Here is a 15,884-nt window from a genome sequence, read left to right as displayed (position 1 = left end):
TCCGGCGCTCTTGCTGAACTCGGTGAGGTTCACGAGGCTCCTTGCGTTCGTGCCTGGGGCGTCCGATCCTGCGTCGTGGGCATCCACGACGGACGCTTGGCCTCGAACGCGGAGATCGCGGCTTCGTCGCGCAGGGTGAGCGCGATGTCGTCGAGGCCCTCGAGCAGGCGCCAGCGAGTGTAGTCATCGATCTCGAAGGGATGGCTGACACCGGCTGCGGTCGCGGTGCGAGCCTCCAGGTCGACCGTCACGGGCTCGCCCGGGTTCGCGCGCGCGACGGCCCACAGGGCCTCCGTCGCCTCCTCCGTGATCTTGCCGACGAGCAGGCCCTGCTTGCCGGCGTTGCCGCGGAAGATCTCGCCGAAGCGCGGCCCGAGCACGGCGGTGATGCCGAAGTCGCGGAGCGCCCACACGGCGTGCTCGCGGCTCGAGCCGGTGCCGAAGTCGTTGCCGACGACGAGGATGCCGCCGTGCCGGTACGGCTCCTGGTTGAGCACGAACGCGGGATCCTGCCGCCACGAGTGGAAGAGCGCGTCGTCGTAGCCGGTCTTCGTGACCCGCTTGAGGAACACAGCGGGGATGATCTGGTCGGTGTCGACGTTCGAGCGCTCGAGCGGCACGATCGGGCCCGTCAGCGTGCTGATCTTCTCCATCAGGCGACTCCGTCCTTCACGAGCTCGGCCTCAGCGGCCTCCAGGTCCCACGGGCTCGAGAGCGTGCCGCGGATCGCGGTCGCCGCGGCGACGAGCGGCGAGACGAGGTGCGTGCGACCGCCCTTGCCCTGCCGGCCCTCGAAGTTGCGGTTCGAGGTCGACGCGCAGCGCTCCCCCGGCGCGAGCTGGTCGGGGTTCATGCCGAGGCACATCGAGCAGCCGGCGAAGCGCCACTCGGCGCCGAAGTCCGTGAAGACCTTGTCGAGCCCGGCGGCCTCGGCCTCGAGCCGCACCCGTGCCGAGCCCGGCACGACCAGCACGCGCACCCCATCCGCCTTCTTCCGACCGCGGATGATCTCGGCCGCTGCCGTGAGGTCCTCCATGCGCGAGTTCGTGCACGAGCCGATGAAGACGGTGTCGACGGCGATGTCCTTGAGCCGCGTGCCGGGCTTGAGGTCCATGTACTCGAGCGCCCGCTCGGCGGCGGCGCGGTCGGTCGGGTCGTCGAACGACTCGGGCGCCGGCACCTCGCCCGAGAGCGAGACGCCCTGGCCGGGGTTCGTGCCCCACGTGACGAAGGGCTCGAGCTCGGATGCGTCGATGAAGATCTCGGCGTCGAAGACGGCGTCGTCGTCGGTCGGGAGCGTCTTCCAGTACTCGAGCGCCGCATCCCAGTCGGCGCCCTTGGGCGCGTGCGGCTTGTCCTTCACGTAGGCGAAGGTCGTCTCATCGGGCGCGACCATGCCCGCGCGGGCGCCGGCCTCGATCGACATGTTGCAGATCGTCATGCGGCCCTCGATCGAGAGGGAGCGGATCGCGCTGCCGCGGTACTCGAAGACGTAGCCGGCGCCACCGCCGGTGCCGATCTTGGCGATGACCGCGAGGATGATGTCCTTCGCCGTCACGCCGGGGCGCAGCTCGCCCTCGACGTTGATCGCCATGGTCTTGAAGGGCTTGAGCGGGAGCGTCTGCGTCGCCATGACGTGCTCGACCTCGCTCGTGCCGATGCCGAAGGCCATCGCGCCGAACGCGCCGTGCGTCGAGGTGTGCGAGTCACCGCAGACGACGGTGACGCCCGGGAGCGTGAGGCCGAGCTGCGGGCCGACGAGGTGCACGATGCCCTGCTCCTTGTCGCCGAGCGAGTGGATGCGCACGCCGAACTCGGCCGCGTTCTGCCGCAGCGTCTCGATCTGCTTCCGGCTCGTCGGGTCCTGGATGGGCTTGTCGATATCGAGCGTCGGCGTGTTGTGGTCCTCGGTCGCGACCGTGAGGTCGGTGCGACGGAGGCAGCGGCCGGCCTGGCGGAGGCCGTCGAAGGCCTGCGGGCTCGTCACCTCGTGCACGAGGTGGAGGTCGATGTAGATGAGGTCGGGGGCGCCGTCCTCGCCCTTCACCACGACGTGGTCGTCCCACACCTTCTCAGCGAGCGTCTTGCCCATCTGCCCTCCCAGCACTTGCGCGACCGCGATCGGCCATCCGATCAGTCTACGCGGGGGCCGGTGCCGCTCCTCTGTCGGCGAACACGCCGCGGCCGTACATTGCTCGCATGGCCATCGCCGACGCATCCGTCTGGGCCGAGGGCACGCGCGTCGACGGCGCGGTGCCGTTCGATCGAGTGCTCGAGACGGCCGCCGAGCGCGGAGGCTTCGCGTGGGTCGACCTCGTCGACCCCGACGAGCCCGAGCTGCTCGCCGTGACGGCGGAGCTCGAGCTGCACCGGCTCGTCATCGAGGACGTGCTGCAGCGCGGGCAGCGCCCGAAGCTCGAGCCCTACGACGGCGTGAGCTACTGCGTGCTGCATCGGCTCGAACAGCTCGGCGAGCGGCTCGTCGCCCACGAGGTGCACGCGATCGTCGCGCCGCGCTGCGTCGTGACGATCTCGTGGGATCGCCGCGAGGGGCTCGCCGATGTGCGCGAGCGGCTCGGGTCGGGCCGCGACGGGCTCGAGGTCTCGCCGGCGACGGTGCTCTACGCGCTGCTCGACGAGACGGCGGACCAGCACGCGGCTCTCGCCGACGCGATGCGGGAGCGCATCGCCGAGATCGAGGAGTCCTTCTTCGGGGAGGGCGATCCGGGCACCGTCGACGTGTACCGCGCGCTCCGCCGGGTGGTGGCGATCGAGCGCGCCGCGGAGCCGGTGAGCGGCATCGTCGAGCGGTTCGCGGCGCGCCTCGCGCGAGAGCCCGAGCGCGAGGCCGACGAGCTGCGCAGGCACCTCCGCGACGTCGACGACCACGCGCAGCAGACGGCTGCCAGGCTCGAGGCCGCGCAACGGCTGCTCACCTCGCTGCTGCAGCTCGCGTCCGCTCGCGTCGCCGAGCGGCAGAACGACGAGATGCGCGCGCTCACGGCGCTGCAGGTCGAGCAGAACGAGCAGACGAAGAAGGTCACGTCGTGGGCCGCGATCCTCTTCGCCCCGACCCTCATCGCCGGCATCTACGGCATGAACTTCCGCACGCTGCCCGAGCTGCACTGGGGTCTCGGCTACCCCTTCGCGCTGCTGCTCATGGTGCTGCTCGCGGGCGGCCTCTACCTCGCGTTCCGGCGGCGGGGCTGGCTCTAGCGACGTCCAGGGAGCGCACGGCACGATGGGCGCATGCGCGCTCCCATCACCGTCGCCGTCACGGGCGGCGCAGGCCAGATCGGCTACCAGCTGCTGTTCCGCATCGCCGCGGGCGACATGCTCGGGCCAGACCAGCCGGTGCGGCTGCGGATCCTCGAGATCCCGGATGCGCTGCCGGCGCTCGAGGGCGTCGTCATGGAGCTGCACGACTCGGCCTTCCCGCTGCTGCACTCGGTCGACACGACGGCGGATGCGTCGGTCGCCTTCGAGGGCGCCGACCACGCGCTGCTCGTGGGCGCGCGGCCGCGCGGCCCGGGCATGGAGCGATCCGACCTGCTCGCCGCGAACGGCGCGATCTTCAGCGCGCAGGGGCGCGCGATCCAGGAGCACGCGAGCCAGGACATCCGCATCACCGTGACGGGGAACCCCGCGAACACGAACGCGCTCATCGCGGCCGCCGCCGCGCCCGACATCCCGCGCGAGCGCTTCTCGGCGCTCACGCGGCTCGACCACAACCGCGCGATCGCGCAGCTCGCGGCGCGGACGGGCGAGCCGGTCGCCGGCATCCGGCGCATGATCGTGTGGGGCAACCATTCGACGACACAAGTACCGGACCTGACGCACGCGATCGTGGGCGAGTCGCTCGCGACCGACCTCGTCGAGCGCGAGTGGGTGCGCGACGAGTTCGCGCCGACGGTCGCGAACCGCGGCGCGGCGGTCATCGCGGCGCGCGGCGCCTCGTCGGCCGCGTCGGCCGCGTCGGCGACGATCGACCACGTGCGCTCGTGGATGCTCGGCACGGCGCCCGATGACTGGACGTCGATGTCGGTCATCTCGCGCGGCGAGTACGACGTGCCCGAGGGGCTCGTCTCGTCGTTCCCGGTGACGACCGCCGAGGGCGAGTGGACGATCGTCGACGACCTCGAGCTCGAGCCGGAGGTCACGGAGCAGCTGCGCGCCTCGGTGGCGGAGCTCGAGCAGGAGCGCGAGCAGGTGCGGGCGCTCGGCTACCTGGGCTGAGGCGGGCGAGGCGTCACGCAGGGAGTCGCGATTCGAGATCCGTCACGGAGGGAGTCGATCGTCGACTCCCTCCGTGACATCGACTCCCTGCGCGATGCACGGTCGCATCGGATCGACCGCGGCGTCCGCCGCTCTCCACAGCGCGACGCCGCGTCGGCATGCCGTGGCGTCGGAGCAGGCACGCTTCGTCGATGCGCAGCATCATGGCCGACGTCCTCGCGGCGCAGGGCGCGACGACGCGCGCCGCGCTGCACGCCCTCGGCCATCCGTACCGGTCGATCCGAGCTGAGGTCGCGAGCGGACGGCTCGTCGCCATCGGCAGGTGGTGGGTCGTCACGCCTGACGCGAATCCGGCGATCGGAGCAGCGCTTCGGAGCGGCGGGGTCCTCGGCGGAGCCAGCGCTCTGCGCTCCTACGGCGTCTGGGTGACGGAGCTGCGCGTGGTGCAGATCGCCACCCGCCCGCACTCGAGTCCGCCGAACGTGCTCGAAGGCGAACGCATCTGGAGCGACTTCACGGTCGACGACAAGCTGTGGCGCGTGAGCCTCGTCGATGCGCTCGCGCAGCATGCCCGGCGGGTGGAGCGGGACGACGCGATCGCCTCGATCGACAGCGCGCTGCACAAGGGGCTCCTCGGTGAGGATGGGCTCGACCGGCTCTTCGGGATGCTGCCGCTCCGGTGCCGGCCATGGCGGCGCGAGCTCGACGCGAGCGCGGAGTCGGGGCTCGAGTCGCTGCTGCGCGTGCCGTGCCGCGACCGCGGATGGCGCGTCGAGACGCAGATGCCCGCACCGGGCGGCGGTCGCGGTGACCTGCTGATCGATGGCTGGCTGTGGGTGGAGACCGACGGCGACGAGTGGCACGACAACGAGAAGCAGGCGGCGAAGGACCGGAGACGGGGCACCGCGATCACGGCAGCCGGTGGCCGCTGGCTGCGCTTCGGCTACGCCGATGTCATGCACGAGCGGCCGCGCACGATGTCGGTCATCGAGCTCGTGATGGCGCAGGGACGACCGGCGCCCGTCCGGCTCGCGGGGTGAGCGGGCTGCGAGGTCGGGCCGGGAACGGCGAAGCGCCCCGGTCGTGAGACCGGGGCGCTCCTGGTGTGACCCCAGCGGGATTCGAACCCGCGTTACCGCCGTGAGAGGGCGGCGTACTAGGCCGCTATACGATGGGGCCGTACTGCTCTCGCTCGCGAAAGCAACCTGGATAGTGTGCCACACGAATCGGGCGTGCGCCAAATCGGCGCCGGCGGCGGCCCGTCACGGAGCTCGGAGCACCTGCAGCGCGCCCGGCATCGCGGTGCAGCGCACCGGCAGCCTCCCCACCATCTCCCCGTCTGCGCACACCGTCACCGGGTCGTCGCTCGCGATCTCGACCGACTCGCAGTCGCGGACGTGCAGGCGGCGATCGGCCTCGTGGCGACCGCGCAGCACCTTCGCGAGCGTGAGCAAGAACCGCGGGTACGACACCTCGTCGGCGAGCACCGCCGTGAGCCGGCCGTCGTGCAGCGACGCGCTCGGCGCGATCGGCACCCCGCCGCCGAACGTGCCGTTGTTGGCGATCGCCGCGATGAGCGTGCGCCACGACCGCTCCTCGCCGCCGTCGAAGCGCATCCGGAACGTGCGGTGCCGCGGCCGCAGGAGCGTCGCGGCGATCGCGGCGCGGTAGCGCAACGCGCGCGGCACGCGCGTGAACCGGTTCGAGCGCACCGTGACGTCGGCGTCGAAGCCGACCGAGACGACGCCCGCCGCGAGCTCGACCCCGTCGGGGTGCTCGATGCGCACGAGGTCGAAGCGCTCGGGCGAGGCCGCGAGCGCCGCTTCGAGCCCATCCATCGCCTGCTCCGCGCTGCGGATCCCGAGCGAGGCCGCGAAGTCGTTGCCGCTGCCCGCCGGCACGATCACGAGCCGCTTCGAGGTGCCGCCGACGATGTTGACGCCGAGGTGCACCATGCCGTCCCCGCCCACGACGACGAGCGCATCCGCCGTCGTCATCGCGAAGCGCGACTGCTCGAGCTGGCCGCGGTAGTCGGCGGCCGCGATGTGCCGCACGTCGTGCCCGAGCGCGGCGAGGCGCGCAGCGACGCGCTCGCCGACAGCGCCCGCGCGGCCGGCGCTGGTCGGCTTCGACGCCACGACGATGCGCACGCGAGCGAGCCTAGGCGAGCCGCAGGCGCGACCGGTGCACCTGCGCCGGCCCGCCGCACCGCCTATCGTGGATGCCATGCGAGTGACCAAGCGAGAGCACGCCTGCATGATCCTCGACGAGGACGGACGCCAGCTCGTCATCGACCCGGGCAACCAGACCGGCCCCGTCTCGGCCCCCGACCTCGTCGCGATCGTCATCACGCACGAGCACGCCGACCACTGGGACGCCGGCCGGCTGCGCGAGCTGCTCGCGGCCAACCCGGGCACGCCCATCTACGCGCCCGCGGGCGTCGCGGCCGCCGCGGAGGAGTTCGACGTCACGGTCGTGGAGGCGGGCGAGCGCGTCACCGCCGGCCCCTTCCGGCTCCGCTTCTTCGGCGGCACGCACGCCGAGATCCACCGCTCGATCCCGCTCGTCGACAACCTCGGCGTGCTCGTGAACGAGCGCTTCTACTACCCGGGCGACTCCTACGCGACGCCCGACGTCAAGGTCGAGGTGCTCGCGGCGCCCGCCGGCGCTCCGTGGCTCAAGATCGGCGACGTGATGGACTTCGTGACCGCGGTCGCGCCGCGCGCGACCTTCGCGGTGCACGACGCGCCCCTCTCGCCCATGGGCCTCGGCATGGCGCACGCGCGCATCGAGGCGGCGGCCGCCGAGCACGGCGGCACGCACCACCGGCTCGAGAACGGCGACTCGCTCCGCATCGGCGAGCACTGATGACCGCGCGCCGCCCGGGCGCGCCGTCGTGATCGATCCGCTCACGCTGCTGCTCTACGCGGCGGCGATCTTCGTCGCGACGGTCGCCCAGCGCGTCGTCGGGCTCGGCTTCGGGCTCGTGATGGGCCCGGTGTCGACGATCGTCGCCGGCCCGATCGCGGCGGTGCCGCTCAACTGCATCTTCGCCGTCGTCGCGTGCTCGCTCATGCTGCCGGGCGTGTGGCGCGACGTCGACTGGCGACGACTGACATGGCTGCTGCTGCCCGCGGTGCCCGCGAGCGTCGCGGGGCTGCTACTGGCGCGCGTCGTGTCGGCGGATGCGCTCCGCATCGCGGTCGGGATCCTCGCGATCGCGGGCGTGCTGATCTCCGTCGTCTTCACGCGCTCGCGCCACACGCTCGACGGCCCGGGCACGCGCATCGGCTCCGGCCTCGCGATCGGCGGCTTCAACGCCGCGGTCGGCGTCGGCGCCCCGCTCGTCGGCATCTACGCGCTCGTGAGCCGCTGGGACCCGCTCGTGCTCGCGGCCACGATGCAGCCGTTCTGGGTCGTGCTCAACCTCGTGACGCTCGGTCAGCGGGCGGCGCTCGTGCCCGAGGGCTTCCCCGAGTGGCCGTGGTGGGCGTGGGCGGGCGCCTCGGCGGCAGCGGCGCTCGGCACGCTGCTCGCCCACCGCATCGCTCACCGGGTGCCCGCGGGCGTCGCGCGCGCGGCAGTCATCGTGCTCTCCATCGTCGGTGGCGTCGCCGTCATCGGCACGGGCATCGCGGGATTCCTCGCGACGGCGTGAACCCCGCGGCCCCGCCGGCGGCGGGGCTCACGCGATGAGCTCCCGCACGATCCCCGCGGCAGCGAGCTGGCCGGCCGCCGCGGCCGCGATGACCGAGTGCCCGCCGGAGAGCGCCGCGTCACCCGCGGCGAGCACGCGCGGCACGCTCGTGCGGCCGAGCATGTCGACCTCGATCGTGCCGTCGGGCCGCATGGCACAAGCGAGCGCCTCGGGCAGCGTCGAGCCCTGCCGGAAGTCGCCGCCCGCGAGCACGCCGGTGCACGGCAGCGCCGTGCCGTCCTCGAGCTCGATCGCCGTCAGCCGGCCGCCGTCCTCGACGACACCGGTCGCGCGCCGCTCGTCGACCTCGATGCCGCGGGCCGCGAGCGCCGCTCGCGCCTCCTGGTCGACAGGCAACCCGTCGGTGAGCCACGTCACGTGCTCGGCCACGCCCGCCATGATGCGCGCGACGTGCTCGCGCTGCGGCTCGCCGCCGAGCACGACGACCCGGTCGCCGAGCTCATGGCCGTGGCAGAACGGGCAGTGGGCGACCTGGCCGCCCCAGTGCCGCGCGAGGCCGAGCGGCAGCGGCACGTCGGCGACGCCCGTCGCGAGCAGCAGGAAGCGCGCCTCGAGCCGCTCCCCGCTGGCGAGCTCGACCGCGACGGCGCGCTCCCCCGCCTCGGCGGCGGCGACCCGGTCGTCGACGAGCCGCACGGTCGCGTAGCCGGCGAGCTGCTCGCGCGCGGCGGTGCGGAACTCCGCGGGCGGCGTCCCGTCGCGCGAGACGACGTTGTGCATGTGCGCGGCGGATGCGTTGCGACCCGGACCGGCGTCGACGAGCGCGACGGAGCGGTGCACGCGCGCGAGGGTGAGCGCGGCCTGCAGCCCGGCGGGGCCGCCGCCGACGACGATGCAGTCGAGCGGCTCGGAGCCGGCTCGCGAAGGGTCCTGGACGAGGTCGAGCGTTGCCATGCGCACCAGCATGTGACTTCATGTCGACATGAGGTCAAGTCTGCTGTCGATCGGCGAGCTCGCCGCCGAGTTCTCCCTCGCCCCGCACGTGCTGCGCCACTGGGAGGCCGAGGGCGTGCTCGAGCCCACGACGCGCGTGGGCGGCAAGCGCCGCTACGACGAGAGCGCGCGCATGCGCATCGGCACGATCCTGCGCGGCCAGGACGCGGGCATGTCGCTCGCCACCATCCGCTCGGTGCTCGCGACCGAGAGCGCTGCCGAGCGGCACGCGCTGCTCGCCGACCACGTCACCCGGCTCGAGCGCCAGCAGGCGGAGCTCGAGGCGGCGCTCGCCGTCATCCGCCACCTCCAGTCGTGCACCCACAGCGACTTCGCGCAGTGCCCGGGCTTCCGCGACCTCATCACCGCCGAGCCGCAGCCGATCGCGCACTCGGCGCGCCTGCACCGACGCGCATCCCCCTGAGCACCTACGCTGACGGCCGTGGACCTCCTCTCCCTCGCCGTCGCGGCCGTCGCCGTCTTCATCGGCGCGGCGGGGCAGCGCATGATCGGGATGGGCTGGGGGCTCGTCGTCACCCCGGCGGTCGCGCTCGTGGCGGGCCCGCTCGCGGCGGTGCTCGTCGTCAACCTCTACGGCGCGCTCGCGTGCCTCGTGATCCTCCCGAGCGTCTGGCGCGACATCGACTGGCGGCGGCTCGCGTGGCTCGCCGTCCCCGCGGTCGCGATGATGGTGCCGGGCCTCCTGCTGGCGAAGGGTGCGGACACGGATGCGCTGCGCGTCGTCGTCGGCGTCATCGCGGTCGTCGGGGTGGTCGTCTCGGTCGCCTTCACGAGCAGCGCGCGGGCGCTCGACGGCCCGCCGCTGCGCGTCGCCGCGGGGGCGACGATCGGCGTCCTCAACGCGAGCGTCGGCATGGGCGCGCCCGCGCTCGGCATCTACACGCTGCTCTCCGGCTGGCAGGACCGCACGTTCGTCGCGACGATGCAGCCGTTCTGGGTGATCGTGAGCGGCGTGATCGTCGCGATCCGCCCGTTCGTCGCCCCCGAGGGCGCTCCCGAGTGGCCCTGGTGGGGATGGGCGCTCATCGTGGTCCCGGTCGTCGCGGGCGTGCTGCTCGGCAACCGGCTCGCGCACCTCGTGAATCGCACCGTCGTCAAGTGGTCGATCATCGCCCTCTCGCTCGCGGGCGGCCTCGCGCTCATCGTGACGGGCACGACCGCCCTGCTCGCCTAGCGCCGCCCGACCGGCGCCGCGCTGCCGTTGGCGCGAACCGCCGACGCTGGGCCACCAGCTGAGCCCGACTCAACCGGACAGCCGACAGGGCGCGACAGCATTCGGCTCGCCCGCCCGACTATCCGGTTGAAGATCCTTCAGGCTCCGCGAGGTGCGCGACCGCGTCGCCCGCGTGCACGATCGGCGCGCGGGTGAGGCCGATGACGATGCCGGCGCGGTCGGCGCGCACGATCCGGCCGCCCGTGCCGAGCGCATCCGCCACCCGGCCGAGCCGCGCGCCCGACTCGACCCGGTCGCCGAGCTCGACCTCGAGGTGCAGGATCCCGGTGCCGCGAGCGCGCACCCAGCCGCTCGCGCGGCACTCGATCGACGCATCCGCCGCCTCGTCGTCGTCGAGCATCCCGAGCGCGGCGAGCACGCGCAGCACGCCCGCGACGCCCACCTCGATCGGCTCCTGCTCGAGCCGCAGGGCCTCGCCCGCCTCGTAGAGCAGCGCGATCGCGCCCGCCTCGCGAGCGGCCTGGCGGAGCGAGCCGTCGCGCAGCTTCGCGTGCAGCATGACGGGCGCGCCGAACGCGGCCGCGAGCCGGCGCGTCTCGGGGTCGTCGAGGTCGGCGCGGATCTGCGGCAGGTTGTCGCGCCGGTCGGAGCCCGTGTGGAGGTCGATGCCGACGTCGCAGCGCGCGACGACCTCGGTCATGAGCAGGTGGGCGATGCGGCTCGCGAGCGAGCCGCGCGCCGAGCCGGGGAACGATCGGTTGAGGTCGCGGCGATCGGGCAGGTAGCGGTCGCCGTTGAGGAACCCGAGCACGTTGACGACCGGCACGGCGATGAGCGTGCCGCGGAGCCGCTTGGGCGACACCTGCGCGAGCACCTGCCGGATGACCTCGACGCCCACGACCTCGTCGCCGTGGATGGCCGCGTCGATCCAGACGACCGGCCCCTCCTCGCGGCCGTGCAGCACGCGCACGGGGAGCGAGACGTCGCCGCCGGTCACGAGCCGGGCGATCGGCAGCTCGACACCCTTCGCCTGGCCGGCGCGCACGCGCACGCCGCCGATCGCGAACGACTCACGCACCGGCGCGACCCCGGTTCTTGAGCCGCACGGTGCGCGCGGGGCGGCCGCCGAGGTACGAGCGCGCCGAGTCGACCGCGAACCCCTGCCGGAGCGCCTCGCGCCCGACGAGCAGCCGGAAGCCCATCTCGTCGCGGCGCGCGAGCGTCACCTCGGTGAGCACCTCGCGCCCGAGCAGCGCGAGCGCCGTGCGGATGACGATGCGCTCCTGCTCGTGACCCGTCGAGGAGCGGACGAGCCGGCGGTCGTGCACGGGCACCTCGACGACGACGGCATCGGCAGCCGAGCGCTGCCACGGGTGCACCGAGAAGCGCACCCAGTCGGCGCCGTCGCGCGTCGACTCGACGATGTCGAACGCGTGCAGGGCGCTCGTGCGCGCGCCGGTGTCGAGCTTGGCCTTCACGTGCGGCACGCCGAGGTGCGGCAGGCCGACCCATTCGCGCCAACCGGCGATCGCAGGCCTGCGAGGATGGTCATCGCCCATAGGCCCCCATCCAAGCAGGAAGGCAGGTCGACCTCGCATGAGGCTCGCCATCCTCTCGCGCGCTCCGCGCGCCTACAGCACCCGCAGGCTCCGCGCCGCGGCCGCCGAGCGCGGCCACGACGTGAAGGTGCTCAACACCCTGCGCTTCGCGATCGACCTCTCGGGCGAGGCGCCCGACCTGCAGTTCCGCGGCCGGCAGCTGACCGACTACGACGCGATCCTGCCGCGCATCGGCAACTCGATCACCTACTTCGGCACCGCGGTCGTGCGGCAGTTCGAGCAGATGGACGTCTACACGCCCAACACCGCGAACGGCATCGCCAACTCGCGCGACAAGCTGCGGGCGACGCAGATCCTCGCGAGGCACGACATCGGGATGCCTCCCACGACGTTCGTGCGCGATCGCGCCGACGTGATCCCCGCGATCGAGCGCGTCGGCGGCGCACCGGTCGTGCTGAAGCTCCTCGAGGGCACGCAGGGCATCGGCGTCATCCTCGCGCCCACGATCAAGGTCGCCGAGGCGATCATCGAGACGCTGCAGAGCACCAAGCAGCAAGTGCTCATCCAGCGCTTCGTCGCCGAGAGCAAGGGCCGCGACATCCGCGCGCTCGTCGTCGGCGACCGCGTCGTCGCCGCGATGCGGCGCAGCGCCCAGGGCGACGAGTTCCGCTCGAACGTGCACCGCGGCGGCAGCGTCGAGCCGGTGACGCTCGACCCCGACTTCGAGCGCGTCGCGGTGCGCGCCGCGCAGATCATGGGCCTCAAGGTCGCGGGCGTCGACATGCTCGAGGGCAACGACGGCCCGCAGGTGATGGAGGTCAACTCCTCCCCCGGGCTCGAGGGCATCGAGCGCGCGACGCGGCTCGACGTCGCGGGCGCGATCATCGACTACATCGACAACCAGGTCGCGTTCCCGCAGATCGACGTGCGCGAGCGGCTCGCCGTCTCGACGGGCTTCGGCGTCGCCGAGCTCGTGGTGCACGGCGACGCCGACCTCGTCGGCAAGCCGCTCGACGCGTCGGGGCTCCGCGAGCGCGACATCACGGTGCTGACGCTGCATCGCGGCACGACCGTCATCCCGAACCCGAAGGGCACCGAGGTGCTGCATGCCGAGGACCGGCTGCTGTGCTTCGGCCGTCTCGAGGAGATGCGCTCGATGATCCCGGCGCGGCCGAAGCGCCGCGCGCGGGTCAAGAAGCTGCCGAAGGTGCCGCTGCCGCCGCAGGAGGACTGACGGCGGCTCGGCCGGCGCGTCAGGCGACCGGCGCGGTCGCCTCGGCGAGCACCCCCTCGGCCCACTCGAGCGCAGCCTCGGTCGCGGGCACGGGCCCGCCGGCGTCGTGCCTGCCGTACTCGCCGACCCGCTCGGCGCCGCTCGCCGCGAGCGCCTCGGCGACGAGCTCGCTGCCGCGCGAGTACGTCCTCGTGTAGCTGCGATCGCCCATCCCGAAGGCCGCGAAGCGCACGCCGCGGAGATCGGGACGCTCCTCGACGAGCGCGCGGAGGAACGACCGGGCGCTCGTCGGCACCTCGCCGTCGCCGTACGTCGAGCAGACGAGCAGGTGGAGGCGGCTCGCATCGAGGTCGCCCGGCGCGGCGTCGGCGATGTCGACGACCTCGACTGCCGCCCGGCCCGCGAGGCCGCGCCGCAGCTCGTCGGCGACGAGCTCGGCGCCGCCCGACTCGGTGCCGAACAGCACCGTCACCGGCAGCCCCGCCCCCTCGCTCGCGGTCTCGAGGCGCTCGACCTCCGGCAGGGGGATCGTCGCGTCGCGCGCAGCCTCGAGCAGCGCGGCGCGCGAGCGCAGCTTCGACCGCGAGCGCCCGGGCGCCGCGCCGAGCTGCTCGCGCACGTCGATGCGCCGCCAGCCCTCGAAGTCGGTCTCCCCCTCGACCGGCGGCAGCCCCTCGCGGCCCACCCCGATCGCGCCGGCCTCGAGGTCGTCGGCGATGAGGCGCGCGAGCTCTCGCGCGTCGGTGCGCTGGTCGGGGATCGTGCCGCGCGGCCCGCGCCGCAGCCAGCCGGCGGTGTAGAGGCCCGGCTCGACCCGGCCGCTCGCGTGCGCGCCCGGTTCGACGAGGCACTCGTCGTCGCCGGCGAAGCCGACGGCCGTCACGACCGCGTCGGCCGCGAGCTCGACCTCGCCGTCGGCACCGCGGAAGACGGCCCGCTCGACCCGGCCGTCGCCCTCGATGCGCGCGGGCGAGAGCCCGAACCACCAGTGCACCTCGACGCGCGGCTGGGAGGAGGGCTCCGCGACCAGGCCCCGCACCGCATCCGCCCGCGCGTCCTTGCCCGGCTCGATGCCCTCGAGCCCGGCGCCGTGCACGCGATGCGCGACGCCCGGCAGGCCCGCGAGCTCGCGCACCATGACCGGGTCGAAGCGCGCGGCGCTCGGGGCGCTGCGGCCGACGACGTGGATCGTGCGCACGGCACCGGCGAGGCGCTCGTGCGCCTCGTCGTCGACGTCGGTGCCGCCGAGTCCCTCGGCGTCGCGCGCGAGCAGGCGCACGACGTCCATCGCGACGTTGCCGTGGCCGACGACCACGACGCGCTCGCCGAGCGACGGCGCCTCGCCCTCGTCGGCGTGCGCGTTGAGCAGCCGCGTGATGCGGCCGGCGCCGTGGACGCCCTCGAGCGCGTCGCCCGGCACGTCGAGCGGCCGGTCTGCGCGCATGCCGGTCGCGAGCACGACGGCGTCGTAGGCGCCTCGGAGCGCGTCGAGCGGCACGTCGTCGCCGACGCGCAGGTTGCCGCGGAACCGCACGCGCTCGTGCTGGAAGAGCCGGTCGAACTGCCGCGCGACCGACTTCGTGCCCGGGTGGTCGGCGGCGACGCCCGACCGCACGAGCCCGTACGGCACCGGCAGCCCGTCGAGCACCTCGAGCTCCGCCGCCGGGAAGCGGCGGCGGAGCGCCTGAGCGGTGAAGCAGCCTGCGGGCCCGGCGCCGACGATCGCGATGCACGGCGCGGCCTGCTCGGCGGCTGCCGGCGCGGCGACGACCGTCGCGGGCTCGGCGACCGAGCGCCACCGCACGGGGAGGCTCGTCATGCCGCGGAAGACCCAGCCGGCGATCGTCGGGGGCGCGTCGGGCACGACGTCGAGCCCGCGCAGCCGCTCGAAGAGCATGGGCAGCGCGACATCGGCGACCTCCGAGCGCGCGACCCACGCGCCGAGGCACACGTGCACGCCCTTCCCGAAGGCGAGGTGCGGCTTGACCTCGCGGCGCACATCGAAGCGCGCGGCGTCCTCCCACACGCGCTCGTCGCGGTTGGCGGAGAGGATGCAGATGCCCAGGCGCGCGCCGGCCGGCAGCCGCACGCCTGCGAGCTCGGTGTCGCGCGTGACCTGCCGCGAGTAGAGCCCGATCGGCGCGACCCAGCGGAGCGTCTCGTCGAACGCCGCGTTCCACAGCGACGGGTCGGCCTCGACGGCGCGCCGCTGCTCGGGGTGCGTCAGGAGCGCCCACGCGGCGACCCCGAGCGCGTCGCGCGGCTCGTTGAGGCCGCCCCCGATCGTCATCTTCACGTTGGCGCGGATGCGCTCGATCGGCATCTCGTAGTCGGGGATGCGCAGGAGCTGCGACAGCAGCGACTCGTTCGGGTTGGCCGCGTGCCACGGCAGCACCTCGTCGAGCGCCGCGTCGACCTCGTCGAACGAGCGCAGCCCCTTCGCCCACACCTCGGGGTCGTCGGCGTAGTTGCCGGTCGCGTCGATGAGCGTCTGCGACCAGCGCTGCAGGTCCTCCTGCCGAGCGCTGTGGAGGCCGATGATCTCGCGCAGGCTCTCGGCGGCGTAGGGGGCGGCGAAGTCCCAGATGAGGTCGGCGCCCGGCCCCTTCTCGACGAGCTCGTCGAGGTAGCGCTCGGCGTTCCGCTCGAACGTCGAGCGCCACACGCGCTGCACGACGCCGGGCCGCAGCGCGGGCTGCCACGCCTTGCGCTCGAGGTAGTGCTCGGGGTCGTCGCGGCGCAGCATCGAGTGGCCCATCGCGCGGATCTGCAGCGAGCCGCGCTCGTTCGCCGAGAACACCTCCTGGTCGAGCTCGGTCTCGTGCACCGCCTCGTAGGAGGTGACGAGGTAGCGCCCGACGGCGGGCACCCAGTGCACGCCGCCCTCGGCGCGCAGGCGCTCGTAGATCGGGAACGGGTCGCGGTGGAGGTCTGGGATCGTCACCCAGTCGGCGACGGGAGCTTCGGGCATGGAGCACATCCTCGTGATCGGTCCTGCCTCGATCATCC

Annotated in this window: 15 protein-coding genes and 1 tRNA gene; 8 read left to right on the top strand and 8 right to left on the bottom strand. The window is 73.6% G+C overall.

The annotated features are described in order from the left end of the window. Positions 1-29 precede the first annotated feature (29 nt). Positions 30-653: a 3-isopropylmalate dehydratase small subunit gene (leuD, locus tag JQT67_RS11665; protein ID WP_021010076.1), complete on the bottom strand. Its 624-nt coding sequence runs from the start codon at positions 651-653 to the stop codon at positions 30-32. Beyond that, positions 653-2,092, bottom strand: coding sequence for a 3-isopropylmalate dehydratase large subunit (gene leuC, locus JQT67_RS11660; RefSeq protein ID WP_208064794.1), 1,440 nt, complete (start codon positions 2,090-2,092; stop codon positions 653-655). The genes leuD and leuC overlap by 1 nt, the downstream gene beginning before the upstream one ends. A 107-nt stretch (positions 2,093-2,199) precedes the next feature. Here leuC and JQT67_RS11655 point away from each other — a divergent pair, with 107 nt between their 5' ends. From JQT67_RS11655 to JQT67_RS11645, 3 genes are all read left to right on the top strand, one after another. Next, positions 2,200-3,216 (top strand): magnesium and cobalt transport protein CorA, encoded by a 1,017-nt coding sequence (locus JQT67_RS11655; protein ID WP_021010074.1) that lies wholly within the window; start codon positions 2,200-2,202, stop codon positions 3,214-3,216. A gap of 33 nt (positions 3,217-3,249) precedes the next feature. After that, a complete protein-coding gene (locus JQT67_RS11650) occupies positions 3,250-4,236 on the top strand; it encodes a malate dehydrogenase (protein WP_208064792.1) in 987 nt (328 codons plus the stop codon). Between the two features lie 191 nt (positions 4,237-4,427). Further along, positions 4,428-5,276 carry an endonuclease domain-containing protein gene (locus JQT67_RS11645; RefSeq protein ID WP_021010072.1) on the top strand — a complete coding sequence of 283 codons (849 nt, stop codon included), beginning with the start codon at positions 4,428-4,430 and terminating at the stop codon, positions 5,274-5,276. 66 nt (positions 5,277-5,342) lie between these two features. Here JQT67_RS11645 and JQT67_RS11640 read toward each other — a convergent pair. After that, positions 5,343-5,415: transfer RNA gene (locus tag JQT67_RS11640), tRNA-Glu, on the bottom strand. An 83-nt stretch (positions 5,416-5,498) separates the two neighbouring features. Next, positions 5,499-6,386 carry a diacylglycerol kinase family protein gene (locus tag JQT67_RS11635; RefSeq protein ID WP_208064790.1) on the bottom strand — a complete coding sequence of 296 codons (888 nt, stop codon included), beginning with the start codon at positions 6,384-6,386 and terminating at the stop codon, positions 5,499-5,501. A gap of 76 nt (positions 6,387-6,462) precedes the next feature. Here JQT67_RS11635 and JQT67_RS11630 point away from each other — a divergent pair, with 76 nt between their 5' ends. Both JQT67_RS11630 and JQT67_RS11625 read left to right on the top strand, forming a co-directional pair. Further along, positions 6,463-7,104 carry an MBL fold metallo-hydrolase gene (locus JQT67_RS11630; protein WP_208064788.1) on the top strand — a complete coding sequence of 214 codons (642 nt, stop codon included), beginning with the start codon at positions 6,463-6,465 and terminating at the stop codon, positions 7,102-7,104. Positions 7,105-7,132: 28 nt separating this feature from the next. Further along, complete coding sequence (locus tag JQT67_RS11625; protein WP_208064786.1) at positions 7,133-7,894, top strand: sulfite exporter TauE/SafE family protein; 762 nt, start codon at positions 7,133-7,135, stop codon at positions 7,892-7,894. A 27-nt stretch (positions 7,895-7,921) separates the two neighbouring features. Here the strand turns inward: JQT67_RS11625 and JQT67_RS11620 are convergent, their stop codons facing one another. Continuing rightward, positions 7,922-8,848 (bottom strand): NAD(P)/FAD-dependent oxidoreductase, encoded by a 927-nt coding sequence (locus tag JQT67_RS11620; protein ID WP_208064784.1) that lies wholly within the window; start codon positions 8,846-8,848, stop codon positions 7,922-7,924. 28 nt (positions 8,849-8,876) lie between these two features. Between JQT67_RS11620 and JQT67_RS11615 the strand changes: the two genes are divergently transcribed. Beyond that, a complete protein-coding gene (locus tag JQT67_RS11615) occupies positions 8,877-9,311 on the top strand; it encodes a MerR family transcriptional regulator (RefSeq protein WP_208064783.1) in 435 nt (144 codons plus the stop codon). Between the two features lie 18 nt (positions 9,312-9,329). Then, positions 9,330-10,082: a sulfite exporter TauE/SafE family protein gene (locus JQT67_RS11610; protein ID WP_208064781.1), complete on the top strand. Its 753-nt coding sequence runs from the start codon at positions 9,330-9,332 to the stop codon at positions 10,080-10,082. A gap of 118 nt (positions 10,083-10,200) precedes the next feature. Here the strand turns inward: JQT67_RS11610 and JQT67_RS11605 are convergent, their stop codons facing one another. Continuing rightward, a complete protein-coding gene (locus JQT67_RS11605) occupies positions 10,201-11,160 on the bottom strand; it encodes a succinylglutamate desuccinylase/aspartoacylase family protein (protein ID WP_307864321.1) in 960 nt (319 codons plus the stop codon). Beyond that, positions 11,153-11,641 carry a RimK/LysX family protein gene (locus JQT67_RS11600; RefSeq protein WP_021010064.1) on the bottom strand — a complete coding sequence of 163 codons (489 nt, stop codon included), beginning with the start codon at positions 11,639-11,641 and terminating at the stop codon, positions 11,153-11,155. The genes JQT67_RS11605 and JQT67_RS11600 overlap by 8 nt, the downstream gene beginning before the upstream one ends. Before the next feature lie 37 nt (positions 11,642-11,678). On the opposite strand from JQT67_RS11600, the gene JQT67_RS11595 reads away from it, so the two are divergent. Beyond that, entirely contained in the window at positions 11,679-12,875 is a 1,197-nt protein-coding gene (locus tag JQT67_RS11595) for a RimK family alpha-L-glutamate ligase (RefSeq protein WP_021010063.1), read from the top strand. Between the two features lie 19 nt (positions 12,876-12,894). Here JQT67_RS11595 and JQT67_RS11590 read toward each other — a convergent pair whose 3' ends face one another. Continuing rightward, the gene (locus JQT67_RS11590) at positions 12,895-15,846 is read right to left on the bottom strand and encodes a cytochrome P450 (RefSeq protein ID WP_208064779.1); all 2,952 of its coding nucleotides are present in this window, start codon (positions 15,844-15,846) and stop codon (positions 12,895-12,897) included. Positions 15,847-15,884: the final 38 nt, after the last annotated feature.

The organism is Agrococcus sp. TF02-05, assembly GCF_017565345.1.
Classification (GTDB): domain Bacteria; phylum Actinomycetota; class Actinomycetes; order Actinomycetales; family Microbacteriaceae; genus Agrococcus; species Agrococcus pavilionensis.
This window is presented reverse-complemented; position numbering and strand designations above follow the sequence as displayed.

Bases quoted from the DNA above. Each gene is read 5' to 3' on its own strand.
- leuD (WP_021010076.1), bottom strand. From the start codon at position 653: ATGGAGAAGATCAGCACGCTGACGGGCCCGATCGTGCCGCTCGAGCGC.
- leuC (WP_208064794.1), bottom strand. From the start codon at position 2,092: ATGGGCAAGACGCTCGCTGAGAAGGTGTGGGACGACCACGTCGTGGTG.
- JQT67_RS11655 (WP_021010074.1), top strand. From the start codon at position 2,200: ATGGCCATCGCCGACGCATCCGTCTGGGCCGAGGGCACGCGCGTCGAC.
- JQT67_RS11650 (WP_208064792.1), top strand. From the start codon at position 3,250: ATGCGCGCTCCCATCACCGTCGCCGTCACGGGCGGCGCAGGCCAGATC.
- JQT67_RS11645 (WP_021010072.1), top strand. From the start codon at position 4,428: ATGCGCAGCATCATGGCCGACGTCCTCGCGGCGCAGGGCGCGACGACG.
- JQT67_RS11630 (WP_208064788.1), top strand. From the start codon at position 6,463: ATGCGAGTGACCAAGCGAGAGCACGCCTGCATGATCCTCGACGAGGAC.
- JQT67_RS11620 (WP_208064784.1), bottom strand. From the start codon at position 8,848: ATGGCAACGCTCGACCTCGTCCAGGACCCTTCGCGAGCCGGCTCCGAG.
- JQT67_RS11615 (WP_208064783.1), top strand. From the start codon at position 8,877: ATGAGGTCAAGTCTGCTGTCGATCGGCGAGCTCGCCGCCGAGTTCTCC.
- JQT67_RS11600 (WP_021010064.1), bottom strand. From the start codon at position 11,641: ATGGGCGATGACCATCCTCGCAGGCCTGCGATCGCCGGTTGGCGCGAA.
- JQT67_RS11595 (WP_021010063.1), top strand. From the start codon at position 11,679: ATGAGGCTCGCCATCCTCTCGCGCGCTCCGCGCGCCTACAGCACCCGC.
- JQT67_RS11590 (WP_208064779.1), bottom strand. From the start codon at position 15,846: ATGCCCGAAGCTCCCGTCGCCGACTGGGTGACGATCCCAGACCTCCAC.